This window comes from Flavobacterium sp. 11 (assembly GCF_002754315.1).
Classification (GTDB): domain Bacteria; phylum Bacteroidota; class Bacteroidia; order Flavobacteriales; family Flavobacteriaceae; genus Flavobacterium; species Flavobacterium algoritolerans.
This window is the reverse complement of record NZ_PEFE01000001.1, coordinates 1,053,806-1,066,704: the sequence shown is the minus strand read 5'-3', so window position 1 is coordinate 1,066,704 and position 12,899 is coordinate 1,053,806. Positions and strand designations below refer to the sequence as shown.

The window sequence follows — 12,899 nt, the reverse complement described above, 5'->3', positions numbered from 1 at the left end:
AAATATACAGTTTCCTTCTTAGCTCAGTTGGTTAGAGCATCTGACTGTTAATCAGAGGGTCCTTGGTTCGAGCCCAAGAGAGGGAGCTTTTTAAAAAGACTTTACAGTGATGTAAGGTCTTTTTTGTTTTAAGGCGGTAGTGAAATCAGTACTTTACGGCGATTCAGTAGTGAATAGAGATTTTTGGAATTTTGCCAACTTGCCAACTTATCTTGTAAAAAAAGGCAACATATTAGGCATCATCTCTTTTTCTAAAAGGCATCACTTTTTTTATCGTAACCAATTGCATGTCTGACTAAAACAAAAAGTTATGACAACAGACAATTTCAAAATTCTATTTATTGAAGGAAAGAATAGAAAAAACAAGAAGAATCAATCTCCATTATTTTGCCGACTAACCCTAAATGGCAAGAGAAAACAAATTAGCACAGGTATTAACATTGAGTCCGAGCATTGGGACACCAAGAACCAAGTAATTCTAAAATCCCATAAATCTGCAATTCTATACAACTCTCAACTTGAAAAAATAAAATCTAAGATCAATAGCATCTACATGATTTTACAATTACAGGAAAGTATCTTTTCTATTGAAGACATTCATGGCAAATACTTAGGGAAAGAACTAAAGAAAAGTGAATTCATTCTCTCCTACTACAAACAGTATCTCTCCAAAATCGAAAAACTAGTAGGACGAGAAATCAAAGACAAAACCTATAGCAAGTTCGTTTATGTAGGCAACCATTTAGAAGCTTTCCTAAAATGGAAATATAAGAAAACAGATTACCCACTAAAAGAACTAAGTCTACAGTTTCTAAGTGATTTTGACTACTATTTAAAGACCGAGAAGAAGCAAGAACAAATTACTATCAACAAAACCATTCAAAGGCTAAGAACGCCAATAAAACAGGCTATTTCAGAAGGCTATTTGGATAGAGATCCATTTATACTTCACAAGTCCAAAACAGTCCGTAAAACGGTTATATTCCTTACTACTGAAGAACTCAAAACCCTTGAAGAAGCAGTATTGCAACAAAAAAGATTAAGCACGATTCAAGACTTATTCATTTTCTGTTGTTATACAGGACTAGCCTATAATGAAATGGCAAATCTTGAAAAGCAGAACATCCAAATAGGTTTTGACAACATTAACTGGATTCAGATGAAACGTGAAAAAACACAACGTCAAATCTCCATTCCAATACTTCCTAAAGCTCAAGAAATCATTGAGAAATACTCAACCGATAGTAACCGCATATTCCCTCCAATAAGTAATCAAAGATTCAATTCTTATCTCAAGGAAATTTCAGCTATAACAGGAATTGAAAAAAGATTGACGCACCACATTGCCAGGAAAACATTTGCTTCTACAGTTTTACTGTACAATGATGTTCCAATGGAAATTGTATCAGAACTACTTGGTCATTCTAACATGGTTATTACACAGGAAAGTTACGGGAAGGTAGTGCAGAAGAAAGTAAGTGAAGCGATGTCTAATCTAAAGGACAAATTGAAATAGTATCTCATCCTGATTTACAAGAGTTTTTGTTAGTCAGGATATTTCTATTAGAAATTTATCGACTATTTGAAAAGTTCTATTACATCAACTTCTAATGCTTTGGAAACTGTTTCTAAGGTTGAAAGAGTTGCATTAGCTCTTCCAGCTTCTAATCTAGACATATTACTCTTCTCAAAGTTACACTTTGCAGCCAAATCTTGTTGAGATATATTTTTCTCAATTCTGATTTCCTGAATACGTTTACCAACCTTTATTTGTAAAGAATTTCCCAAATCTCAATTATCTTTTATGATAAGTCAAAATTTGTTCTATATTTGATTAAAGTGGTTATCACAAAAGATAACTGTGCTTTTTTACAAAATGTGGAAACCCGTAATGAAATTACTTTGAAAAGAAATTACTTTATGAAATCACCATTTCTTTTCTAATTTAAATGGCATATTCGAAGTAATTGATAAAAAATATGATTGATATGAAGATTTTATAAAAACTGATACTATGAGCCAAACGGTTAACTTTAAGATTTACATAATTGCAAATCTGCAAACAACGAAATTGAATAAATTTTTTTAAAATAATATAAAAACTTAAAACAAAATAATATGATAAAACTTGAAAATAGATATCCAAATTTCATGGAGGCAATGCAAACCATGAAGCAAGGCACTGACATGAGGCTACATTCAAGCAGTGTTTCCAAAATTGAATATAGAATGACATTTCAAATCTTAAATAATAAACTGGGAGATATTTCACTTGAATTAAATGAAGTTTTTAGCAATGAAGTTTCGATAACTTTTACCACAATAAAGAATTTTATGAAACAAGCACAAACTACAAGTAGATTAGTTAAAAATGATTTGTCGGTTGAAGAATGGATAGAACTTATTTCTACAACAATGATTGAGCACAATTCTAATACCGATCATCAAAAGCTTTTGTTAGATTTCAGTAGTAAAAGACTTGGTATTAATAGTCACAGAGAATCCGGTTGTTTATCTACAGTTCTATCTTTAGTTTTTTTAATTTCTCTATTTTTTTCACTATTAATAAAATAAATTTATGGTATACTTTATTCTTTCAATCGTTATAATTGTATTTGGTAAATTCATTTACGATTCTTTTTTAACTAATAATACTGAAAAAAACTGGGAAAAGTACAAATATGCGAATCCACACGAAGCTGTAGCAGTAGAAAATAGCAAAGGTTTAAACATGAACCCACATGCAGCAATTAGAACCGATGGCTATTATTTGGGAAGACACACTGGAAATGATTTTAACAATAATCCCTTTACACTTTATTTTTTACTTATTTTCACTAAAAAAGGTTTTGTAGGTTTTGATAATATTGAGGACATAGTTGAATGGAGGAGAGACAACACGAATGAAATAATGAAAGAAACAATTTTTGAAATTAATGATATTGAAAAAATTGAAATTTCCTCTAGTTTAACTAATTATAACATCTTAAATGGAGGCATCTCTATGAAGTTTTTTGACTCTGAAGCTTATGAAAATAAAAGTGATATACAAAACCCAAGTTCATATGATGAATGGCACGGAAGTATAATTCATAATGGATTAATACTATCCTTTGAAAGAGTATATTTCAATCTTGAATTGATGAAATATACTAAAGACAATATAATTAAGAATCTAAAATTTGAATTCGTTCAAATTAAATTCTAAAATAATGTATGGCAATGAATTTTTCAAAAAGGACATTAAAATGTAACGGGAAAAAATATGGGACAGATATTAAATGCAAATTGTAGAATTTGCAATTTTGAAAAAGATTTTAGATATGGTGGAGGACGATTTAATTATCATGAAAACTGCCCTGTTCCGGCTATAAACAAAGAAACTGGACACTTTGAAAGCGTGAACTACATTACAGAAAAAAACAATCCACTCTATAAATTCTATACTGATAAGCAATTAAAGAGTAATAATGACAACAATAATGTCTACCAAAATTTTAATTTAGAACTAAATCAAACCAATAATTTATGCCCAAATTGCAATCAGTATTCTTTAGACTTTGCAATTAGAATGTTCTATTAATCAGTGAATACTAAATTAGCATTAAATTAATCCAAGAGCAACTATAACGGTTGCTCTTTTGCTTTAATAAACTCGAAATCTTCACAAAATTTTTTTTTCAAATTTTTTTTTCAAAGCATGTGTAACTTAAGTAAGAGTCATACCCCGACTTCCATTATGTTTTGGGGATATACCCGCACTAAAACACGTTGGAATTAGATTCATCACTCCACCTTGTTCAAGTTTTGCGGGTTTCCCGTTTTGTCTAATCTTATAAATTATAAAAACTATGGTTACAATTTCAGATTACAAGTCTATTGAAAAAGAAGACGGAGAAAGCTTCTTAGTATTGGTATTACAAGGAGGAGTTGAGCCTGTTAAAAGCAAAGCAACTGGAAAGATTTATTTTACAGCTAGAACTGCAAATGTTCCAGCAACATTTGATGAAATAACTTGTAGAAGTCTAGTTGGTTCTCAATTTGAAGGAATTATTAGAAAAGTTAAAAGCGAACCTTATCAATACACGATTAAGGAAACTGGCGAGATTGTTAAACTAGATTATCGTTATGAGTATGTAATAGATACTGACGAAATAATCAAAGATCAAGTCATTGAAGAAGAGTTTGTCGCTTAAACATTATTGAAAAACACAGATAAAGGTCTCCTAACAAGGGGATTTTTTTGTTTAACACAATCTGGATTCACCAGATTACCTATTAACAACATTTAAATTTAAAATTATGAAATTATCTAAGGCGGAACGCCATCAAGTAAAATTACGCATCGGACTTTCAGGACCTAGTGGATTTGGCAAAACCTATTCCGCATTATTATTAGCATTTGGAATAACAAACGATTGGAGCAAAATCGCTTTGATTGATACTGAAAACAAATCAGCAAGTTTGTACTCACATTTAGGAGATTTTAATGTGCTATCACTAGAAGAACCATTCAGTCCAGAACGCTATATTAAAGCGATTAAGGTATGTGAGGAATCAGATATAGAAGTTATCATCATTGACAGTATCAGCCACGAATGGCAAGGAAAATCTGGTTGTTTGGAGATTCACGAACAGCTTGGAGGAAGATTTCAGGATTGGGCAAAAGTGACTCCTCGTCATAATTCTTTTATAGATGCAATCATTCAATCAAAGTGTCACGTTATCACAACTACAAGAAGCAAGGTTGATTACAGTCTCGATAAAGATAGTAATGGTAAAACGAAAGTGATGAAATTGGGTGTAAAGGAAATTACTCGCGAAGGTTATCTGTATGAATTGACAACTCACTTTGAGCTTTTAAATGATAATCATCTCGTGTCAGCATCTAAAGATAGAACTGGCTTGTTTATGGGAAAACCTGAATTTATAATTAACTCATCGACAGGTAAAAAACTGATCGACTGGTGCAATCAAGGAGTATCGATTGATAGAATAAAGGAAGAAATCAACGCCTGTGAAACACCTGATGCTTTAAAACAAGTTTACGGAAAATATCCAAATTTAAGCACGGAACTGTATCCCATTGTAGTAGCAAGAAAAGAAGTGCTTGATAATCTTTCAGCACAATTAATCCACGACGAAGAAATTATTCAAAACTTAAATCCACAAGAAAATGAACTTAGTATTAAATAATCAGGAACATCAAATTATTGAAGAAACAGAAGTTATTGTATTTCCTAAACGTAATTTCATTGAGGCTAATACGTCTGAAGTGTCATTACACCATTTAAAAAATGAATGTACAATTCCTGTTTTTGCAAAAGATAATGAGTGCACGATTAGCCACTATGAATTTATCAACAGCACTAAAGAGGTGGTTGAAGATGTCTTGAATTACAAAGGGATTTTAAAGCCCGACATACGTGTTTCTCATGTAATCAAGGGCAGAATTCCAACTGCTATTGGGAAGCCCGCAAAAGAGCTACTAGAGCATGAAAAGACCATTTATTACGAGCGAATGGCATTCGTTATTGAAGTGCCTGAAATTAGTGAAGTTATCAATGGAAACAAACTCAATTTGACTATTGGCGGAGTGAGAAGTTACAATCAAGAGAACCTCTTCAGTAAAAAGTCTATGGAGAAATTCAAGGTTTTTGTAGGGTTTCAGAATTCTGTGTGTACTAACCTTTGTATAAGCACTGATGGACTACAAGACGATTTGAGAATCAGCTCAGTTTTAGAATTAAAAGCTAAAGTGTATGAGTTAATCAACAACTACAAAAAGAAAGAGCATTTGATCAATATGGAGCGTATGTTCAGGCACTCCTTAACTGAAGTACAATTTGCTCACCTGATTGGCAAGATGAAACTATTCCCCTATTTGAGCAAAGAAGAGAAACAAATACTTTTCCCTCTGGCTATGAATGACACGCAATTAAATATTGTCGTCAGGGATTATCACACAGATGCTCACTTTTCGAAATCAGAGAATAATACGATTAGCTTTTGGAACCTTTACAACCTGTTCACCGAAGCCAATAAGAGCACTTACATTGATAGCAACTTAGAAAGGAATGTTAATGCGTATGCTTATGTGAATTACCTATTAAATGCCATTGAAAATGAGGAATCCAACTATTTCATCCATTAATATAATATAGCATTTTTTGTGATAATTGGTAACAAGCTTACCCGCTAAAAACAATAATATATTCCATAAAAATGACAAAAAAAGAGTTGGCAGAGCTATTAAAATACAGCAATTCACAAGAACTGTACGTTATAACGCACTACGGAGTCCTAATACGGTTGTTTTGTCCATTTAAAGTCAGAGTCCTACAAGATATTGGCATCCTAAAAAGAGGGCAAATTGTTTTAGTACAAGAAATAAAAGTTACGTATGAGTTAAAAACCGTTTATATAATTAATAATGCCGCTTATTTTTACTTCCACTTTAGTATTGATGCAAATTCCAGTGATATTGACCACCCAATTCCAATTTAAAGTGAGCACCTGATTCCAATTCAAAATGACCACCTAATTCCGGAGCAAAATGACCACCTACATTTTACATCAAAAACTACTTTTTTTCATCTGTTAATTAGTGTTCAAATATACTTAAAATATTACCCTTTGTTTATTCCTCTTTTCTTTCTCATAGATTCTCCATGTAATTCGAGTCGGTGAGATTGATGTATGAGTCTATCCAGAATTGCATCAGCTATGGTTTTTTCTCCAATGATGTCATACCAGCCTTGTACCGGGATTTGTGATGTTACAATTATAGAACCATTATTATGCCTGTCTTCAATGATCTCTAAAAGGGTAATTCTGTTATGACTGTCTAGTGCTTGGAGTCCAAAATCGTCTAATATAATGACATCTTGCCGTTCTATTTTGGCCAATTCTCGTAGGTAAGAACCATCTGCTTTGGCCATTTTTAATTTAGCAAACAACTTCGAGGTATTAAAATAACTTACTTTAAAACCTTGTATGCAGGCTTGGTAACCCAATGCGGTACCTAAATAACTTTTACCTACACCGGTACTTCCCGTGATTAAAATGTTTTCGTTTTTCTCTACAAATTCACATTCTGCCAGACGCAGTACTACGTTTCGGTCAAGATTACGGGTTTGGTCAAAATTGATACTTTCAATATTTGATTTGTAATGGAATCGGGCATTGGTGATACTGCGCTGAATACGACGATTGTGCCTTTCGTCCCATTCGGCATCAATAATCATCGATACAAACTGATCGAGCGTGTAATGGTCTGTTTTTCCGCTTTCAATGGCTGTTTTAAAAGCATTGAACATGCCATAAAGCTTCATTTGTTTCATTTTTGTTACTGTGGATTCATTCATGATTACTTGGTTTTAATTTAATTATAATACTGTTTTCCTCTTATGTTACCGTGACTCGGGAGTTCCTGCTCGGGTTCCTGTTCAAAATCAATATGGTCTAGGTTGTTTTCTAAAATATTTTGAATGGTCTTAAAATTGTAAATTTTAAAATCAAGTGCCCGCCTGCAGGCATTTATTAATCGCTCTTTCCCTACCTTTTTCTCGAAGCTTAGTATTCCTAAACAACTTTTATAGGCCTGTTCAGGATGGTTTCTACTTTCGATTATCTGCATAATATATTCTCCTACTGACTCATCAATACTATTAGCCCAATCAATGAAGCGAGCAGCGCTCCACTGAGCTACAAATTGATGCGTACTGGCTAAATGTTCCGGGGTGGTGGTATAGACATAAGGTTTGTAATTTCGTGCATGGACAGCTACCCGATTGTATTTGTGATAGATCTCTACGGTTGATTTGGTATACAATAGTTTCGCTTTTTTCTTTACGTATTGATACGGAACGCTGTAGTAATTTTTGTCTTGACTTAATTGAACATGCCCGTTTTGCATTACTGTTGCAAAGGATTGGTATTTGATTTCAAAACGTTCTTGTGGTAGTGGACGTAGTTTTTGTTTCTCATCTTCTAAAAATAATTCCAGGCGAGAATAAGGACGTCCTGTGAGTTTTCTACCATTATGAGAGTCAAGTAAATCCCATACCTGCTGGTTTAGTTCTTCCAGAGAAAAGAATTTAGTTTCTTTTAGATTTACATAAATCCTTCGGTACAATATCTTGACAGCTCCTTCAACCAATGATTTATCTCTTGGTTTATAAGCCCTGGCAGGCAAGATAGTAGTTTCGTAATGTTCGGCTAAATCAGCCAAGGTTTCATTAATTGTTGGTTCAAAACGACTGCTTTTTATCACTGCAGATTTTAAATTATCGGGGACAATTGCCGCAGGAGTGCCTTCAAAAAAACGCATGGCATTTTCTACCGATGTAACAAAATCTTCCTTTTGTTGGCTCATAGAAGCTTCGGCATAGGTGTATTGACTGGCTCCCAATATGGCTACAAAAAATTGTACTTCTTTGATTTCTCCCGTGTCTTTATCAATAAGGGAGAGTGTTTTTCCTGCATAATCCACATACATTTTATCACCAGCTTTGTGATTCATGTGCATCACTGGATTGACTCGTTTACCCCATGTTTTGTAATGATGACCAAATTGTGAACTCCTGTAACCATCAGGGTTTACGGCAATATATTGCTCCCACATATGTTGTACGGTAACACCAACTTTTTTTAGTTCGCGTTCCATTTTAGGAAAAAAATCATGAAGTATCTGCAATTTGGGACTAATTGATTCCACGGTAGTGTGTGAAAACAAAAGTTCCAGTTCTGCATCTGTTTTTTCATTAATCACTTCAATACTTAATCCTAGGACTTCAAATAAAGAAATATACTTCTTTACCGTATTCCTAGAAAGGGATAAGTAGCTACTTATAAACAACTTACTCTTGCCGTTACAATAGAATTTAATTGCTTTTCTAATTTTACTCATGTCTGTTATTTTGTTTGCCATAATCCGTATTTTTTTAACGAATGTATGGTGCTAACAACATGAAAAAGTTAGTAGTTTTTAATGGTCAATTGTACCCCAAAATCAGGTGGTCAATTTGCACTGGAAAGTGGTGGTCAGTTTGCTCCGAAACTGGTGGTCAATTTACACTGGAATAGGGTGGTCAATTTGACCGGTTTTTCCAACTCACTCCTGTATTCTCGCTTAACTCTTCAATTAAATCCAAAGGGGTAAAAAAGGATTTTTGTTTTATATTTTCTGAGCCTTGAAAAGAATCTTCTTTTCCGTCTTCTGTTATCGCATTAATCAAGAAACTAGAAGCTTCAATTACAAAATCAGGGATTGTAATTTTTGAAATTAATTCAGATGCTTGAGTAATTAAATCATCTTCATTAAAAGAAATGGTGTATTCTGTTTTCCTTGCTAATGCCATCCAATATTTACGGAAAGCTTTGTCCATTTCAACTGAAGGGTTTCTTTTAAATTTAACTTCATCAGCCGGAACACCTTTATGAGTATGAGTCATTCCTGCACCTGCATTCTCAGTACCATAAACTGATTTTATTTCTTCCTGATATTGTGTCACAAATGTTTCATAAGTTTCATTGGGAATAACGGTTAACTGGTTAATACGTTCTTCATCTGAAACATCTAGAGCATCATAAACCCTCTTCCCTTCTTGATTGACGCATATACGCAAACCACGACCTATTTCCTGACGCTTCTTAATCTCTGAATAGGAATTGTTCAAAGTGGCGATATTAAACACATTTGGATTATCCCAACCTACACCTAGAGCGGAATGAGAGAATACAAATTGTACTGGATTTGATAACGTAAGCAGTTCTTCTTTTCCTTTTAATATCAATTCGTAAATTTTGCTCTGTTCCTTTACACCACCCTCATTGTCTGCAAATTCACCACTTGCTTTTTGTGCAAAATAATATCCTTGAATACTTTGAATATGTTCATTAGTGGGTAATCTGCCTTCATTGTAATCAGGATAAATGGCTTTGTATTTGTCAACGAATAGGTTTTTTATAATAGGAGTTTCACCCATATAATTAGACACTCGGTCAATAAAAACGAGAGACAAACATTTGATTCCTTTAGATTCTAATTTTTGAGATTTAGTAAAATGCCTGTGAATCAACCATTCTATTTGTAATGCCCAAATGTTTTCTAAACTTCCTGCAATTTGTTTTTCAAGTATTTCAGTTCCATTTGAAAATTTCACAGTCCACTTACCCGTTTTTAAACTCTTGTTAATGTTGGAAATAGTATAATTCAAATAACTGGGATTGTTTGTTTTTATCCCTAAATTATCATTCTGATTCAACCAACCGGTAACTTTAAATTCAATTTTGTTAGTAGAATTATTTAAATGCCACGCTTTCAATTTCACTTTAGGATCTCCCTTACCAAATTGAATGTCTGACAACTCAATTTTAAGGGTTGCTTCGTCATTCTTTTCAGTAACAGTCAATACTTCTATTTTCTTTACTAAACCATCTTTATAGCTGTCGTATGGTGTTAAGCGATACAGCAAGTTCTTTACTACTTTGTGAGTTGCAGAATACCTGATTTTAAACAAGGGATTAAGCTTAGCAATCTGTTTGATAGAATTTTCAGTATCCATTCCTTCCTGTGGCTCATCCATTATAATAATTGGATTGCATTTACCGATTGCCTCTATAAAAGGAATATTGTTGAATAAATCCTCTCTCTGTGCTTGATTAAGGATTTTATCTTCTGAATTGAATGAAGCCAAAGTCATTATCATCACTTGTGGATGCTGGTCTTCTATAAATTGCGTTACTTTCTGAAGTTTTTTACTATCATATTCAAAAGCATTTGGCTTAAAACCATAGATACTCTCTAATTGTTTATCAAATGATTTGAAGGTTCCAATAATGTTTTGACGAATGGCTACCGACGGCACTAAAATTATAAACTTGGTAAAGCCGTGATGTTTGAATAATTCATAAATGGTTTTAACGTAAACAAGCGTTTTACCTGTTCCAGTTTCCATTTCCACACAAATATCTTTATCATTTGAAAGTTTGGCTACAACTTCATTTATACCATTTTCAGTCAATATGTTTTTAATGTTCGTTTCAATTTCATCTCGAGTAAGTTTGCTAAAATTAGAACGAATACCTTCAAAACAAGCATTATCAAATGTGTTTTTTTCTGTTCCCTCAAAAAGTTTTACTACGGATTGAACGGCTAAGTCTTGGTATTTAAGGCTTTCTAATTGTAACTCCATTGACAGAAAAATATTATTTTATTATAATTAAATCAAATATACAGTTTATCCAAATATTAAATTGTAAAAAACTTAAATTCAATTATGATTCCTAAAAAGTAACAGCCCAAAAGGTTTGGGGATATATTAAAAATCACAACCCATAATAAATCTAAAGATATATTTTATCAGAGGCCCCTTTATTTAGTTTTTGAGGCTTTATTTATAATTTCTGCAATAGCTGACTTTCCAATTTTAAGATCTGTTTCTTTAAGAACATCTTCAATTTTTCTATAAGATAAGCCTTGACTTTTTAATTCTAATATTTTATCTTTTAATAGAGGGTTAGCTGATTTAGAAGTTTGAGTCTTTTCACTTCTTAGTCCAGTTGCTTCGAAAATAAGATTTTCATTCATTTCTATAACATGGCTTTTTGCTTTTTGAGTAGCATCTAGAAAGTTAGCTTTTAACACCCATAAATCTTTATGATTAATTTTGAATCGATTGGGTCTTAACTCAAGTACCACCCTCATCTTTGCTTCGAATGCTTGGCTTCCTATAATACTATCCTTACTAGGAGCTGACCGTAAAGTATTTTTACCTATGTGGTGAAGAAATAATATCAAACAATCGTGTTTCTTTGCTAATTTATCGTAATCATTCAAAAACTGTCTAACTTGTATGTTAGCATTTAATTCTTTGCTAAAAACGTCTGTAAATGCGTCTACAACTATCAAGTCAACAGATTCATTTTCTAATTCTTTACTTAACTTCTCTAAGAGGTTGTCAGTTTCAAAAATAAATTGAAGATTATTCAATAGATTCAAATCGATTGATTTGTTTTCTTTTAGTAAATAGTCCACCTGTTTTCTAATAGAAAAGCTTATTGCATTCGAATCATCTTCCGTACTCACATAAATAACTTTATTGCTTTTACTCTCTAGACTGAAGCCTAAAAAAGTTTTAAGATTTAAAGCAACAGACAGGCTTAATTGTCTTAGAAATGTTGATTTACCAGAATCTGAAGTTCCTACTAAAGATGCTAAGCCTACTTTTTGCAAAAATGGATGCAATAACTTTGGGATAACTTCAACTTTCTGCTCGTATAGTTCAAATGCGTTTGAAAAAGTTGTATCAATTTTTTTTAGTTCTATTTTAGGCTCAGGTGATATGCATTTAGTTGTTGTAATTGATGTATCATCATACTCAGTAAAGTCATGCACTTCATGCAAATTAAACAATTCAGTTAATTCATCTTGACTTAAACCACTACCAGTTCCTTCTAAATCTAAATCATCATCCATAATAAAAAAATATTGTCCATTTTATTAAATACATATACGGACAGGACAAAAATATTCATTCTTTCCAAATTGCAACTATAATAAATATATTATTAATGGGTAATCGACTACTCAATTATAATCTACATAAAAAATAATGAATGAATAATAAATTATCAAGGAAGAACATTATTACATTTGTATAAAAACATTAAAATTAATTATTAATAGGCATCAAATTGGCCATCATAATAAAAGTAAAACAACGTCAAGTCTTGATTTAACTGCTAATCTGTCCCGAGGGGCGAGCCCAAGAGAGGGAGCTTTAAAAGCCTGACAGCAATGTCGGGCTTTTTTTATGTACAGAAATTAGTGATTCCTGATTTTTAAATTTCTAAAAAAGACATCCATTTTATATAAAATAATTTTTATTACCAAA

General features: G+C 32.5%; 13 protein-coding genes and 1 tRNA gene. 9 read left to right on the top strand and 5 right to left on the bottom strand.

Annotation, left to right across the window (positions count from 1 at the left end; genetic code table 11):
- Positions 1 to 12: 12 nt before the first annotated feature.
- Positions 13 to 86, top strand: a tRNA-Asn gene (locus CLV00_RS04620).
- A 224-nt stretch (positions 87 to 310) separates the two neighbouring features.
- Positions 311 to 1,516: a site-specific integrase gene (locus CLV00_RS04615; RefSeq protein ID WP_099714030.1), complete on the top strand. Its 1,206-nt coding sequence runs from the start codon at positions 311 to 313 to the stop codon at positions 1,514 to 1,516.
- Between the two features lie 62 nt (positions 1,517 to 1,578).
- Here CLV00_RS04615 and CLV00_RS04610 read toward each other — a convergent pair whose 3' ends face one another.
- Complete coding sequence (locus tag CLV00_RS04610) at positions 1,579 to 1,788, bottom strand: helix-turn-helix domain-containing protein (protein ID WP_099714029.1); 210 nt, start codon at positions 1,786 to 1,788, stop codon at positions 1,579 to 1,581.
- 330 nt (positions 1,789 to 2,118) lie between these two features.
- On the opposite strand from CLV00_RS04610, the gene CLV00_RS04605 reads away from it, so the two are divergent.
- The 7 genes from CLV00_RS04605 (at position 2,119) to CLV00_RS04575 (ending at position 6,507) form a co-directional block, all read left to right on the top strand.
- The gene (locus CLV00_RS04605) at positions 2,119 to 2,574 is read left to right on the top strand and encodes a hypothetical protein (RefSeq protein WP_099714028.1); all 456 of its coding nucleotides are present in this window, start codon (positions 2,119 to 2,121) and stop codon (positions 2,572 to 2,574) included.
- Between the two features lie 4 nt (positions 2,575 to 2,578).
- Entirely contained in the window at positions 2,579 to 3,208 is a 630-nt protein-coding gene (locus CLV00_RS04600) for a hypothetical protein (protein ID WP_099714027.1), read from the top strand.
- Between the two features lie 57 nt (positions 3,209 to 3,265).
- Positions 3,266 to 3,583 (top strand): hypothetical protein, encoded by a 318-nt coding sequence (locus CLV00_RS04595; protein WP_099714026.1) that lies wholly within the window; start codon positions 3,266 to 3,268, stop codon positions 3,581 to 3,583.
- 268 nt (positions 3,584 to 3,851) lie between these two features.
- Positions 3,852 to 4,196 (top strand): hypothetical protein, encoded by a 345-nt coding sequence (locus CLV00_RS04590; RefSeq protein WP_099714025.1) that lies wholly within the window; start codon positions 3,852 to 3,854, stop codon positions 4,194 to 4,196.
- 106 nt (positions 4,197 to 4,302) lie between these two features.
- Positions 4,303 to 5,196, top strand: coding sequence for an AAA family ATPase (locus CLV00_RS04585; protein ID WP_099714024.1), 894 nt, complete (start codon positions 4,303 to 4,305; stop codon positions 5,194 to 5,196).
- Entirely contained in the window at positions 5,177 to 6,154 is a 978-nt protein-coding gene (locus CLV00_RS04580; RefSeq protein ID WP_099714023.1) for a DUF3871 family protein, read from the top strand. Before CLV00_RS04585 ends, CLV00_RS04580 begins: the two co-directional genes overlap by 20 nt.
- A gap of 71 nt (positions 6,155 to 6,225) precedes the next feature.
- Positions 6,226 to 6,507, top strand: a complete 282-nt coding sequence (locus tag CLV00_RS04575; protein ID WP_099714022.1) for a hypothetical protein — start codon at positions 6,226 to 6,228, stop codon at positions 6,505 to 6,507.
- A gap of 122 nt (positions 6,508 to 6,629) precedes the next feature.
- On the opposite strand, the gene istB is transcribed toward CLV00_RS04575, so the two are convergent.
- The 4 genes from istB to CLV00_RS04555 all read right to left on the bottom strand — a co-directional run bounded on the left by istB (position 6,630) and on the right by CLV00_RS04555 (position 12,481).
- The gene (gene istB, locus CLV00_RS04570; RefSeq protein ID WP_099713507.1) at positions 6,630 to 7,367 is read right to left on the bottom strand and encodes an IS21-like element helper ATPase IstB; all 738 of its coding nucleotides are present in this window, start codon (positions 7,365 to 7,367) and stop codon (positions 6,630 to 6,632) included.
- Between the two features lie 17 nt (positions 7,368 to 7,384).
- Positions 7,385 to 8,932: an IS21 family transposase gene (istA, locus tag CLV00_RS04565; RefSeq protein WP_099713508.1), complete on the bottom strand. Its 1,548-nt coding sequence runs from the start codon at positions 8,930 to 8,932 to the stop codon at positions 7,385 to 7,387.
- A gap of 160 nt (positions 8,933 to 9,092) precedes the next feature.
- On the bottom strand, positions 9,093 to 11,198 hold the full coding sequence (locus CLV00_RS04560; protein WP_099714021.1) for a DEAD/DEAH box helicase family protein: 2,106 nt from the start codon (positions 11,196 to 11,198) through the stop codon (positions 9,093 to 9,095).
- A 179-nt stretch (positions 11,199 to 11,377) separates the two neighbouring features.
- Positions 11,378 to 12,481, bottom strand: a complete 1,104-nt coding sequence (locus CLV00_RS04555) for an AAA family ATPase (RefSeq protein WP_099714020.1) — start codon at positions 12,479 to 12,481, stop codon at positions 11,378 to 11,380.
- Positions 12,482 to 12,899: the final 418 nt, after the last annotated feature.

Excerpts from the sequence above, each read along its gene's own strand:
- CLV00_RS04615 (WP_099714030.1), top strand. The coding sequence starts at position 311 with ATGACAACAGACAATTTCAAAATTCTATTTATTGAAGGAAAGAATAGA.
- CLV00_RS04605 (WP_099714028.1), top strand. The coding sequence starts at position 2,119 with ATGATAAAACTTGAAAATAGATATCCAAATTTCATGGAGGCAATGCAA.
- CLV00_RS04600 (WP_099714027.1), top strand. The coding sequence starts at position 2,579 with ATGGTATACTTTATTCTTTCAATCGTTATAATTGTATTTGGTAAATTC.
- CLV00_RS04595 (WP_099714026.1), top strand. The coding sequence starts at position 3,266 with ATGGGACAGATATTAAATGCAAATTGTAGAATTTGCAATTTTGAAAAA.
- CLV00_RS04590 (WP_099714025.1), top strand. The coding sequence starts at position 3,852 with ATGGTTACAATTTCAGATTACAAGTCTATTGAAAAAGAAGACGGAGAA.
- CLV00_RS04585 (WP_099714024.1), top strand. The coding sequence starts at position 4,303 with ATGAAATTATCTAAGGCGGAACGCCATCAAGTAAAATTACGCATCGGA.
- CLV00_RS04580 (WP_099714023.1), top strand. The coding sequence starts at position 5,177 with ATGAACTTAGTATTAAATAATCAGGAACATCAAATTATTGAAGAAACA.
- CLV00_RS04575 (WP_099714022.1), top strand. The coding sequence starts at position 6,226 with ATGACAAAAAAAGAGTTGGCAGAGCTATTAAAATACAGCAATTCACAA.
- istB (WP_099713507.1), bottom strand. The coding sequence starts at position 7,367 with ATGAATGAATCCACAGTAACAAAAATGAAACAAATGAAGCTTTATGGC.
- istA (WP_099713508.1), bottom strand. The coding sequence starts at position 8,932 with ATGGCAAACAAAATAACAGACATGAGTAAAATTAGAAAAGCAATTAAA.
- CLV00_RS04560 (WP_099714021.1), bottom strand. The coding sequence starts at position 11,198 with ATGGAGTTACAATTAGAAAGCCTTAAATACCAAGACTTAGCCGTTCAA.
- CLV00_RS04555 (WP_099714020.1), bottom strand. The coding sequence starts at position 12,481 with ATGGATGATGATTTAGATTTAGAAGGAACTGGTAGTGGTTTAAGTCAA.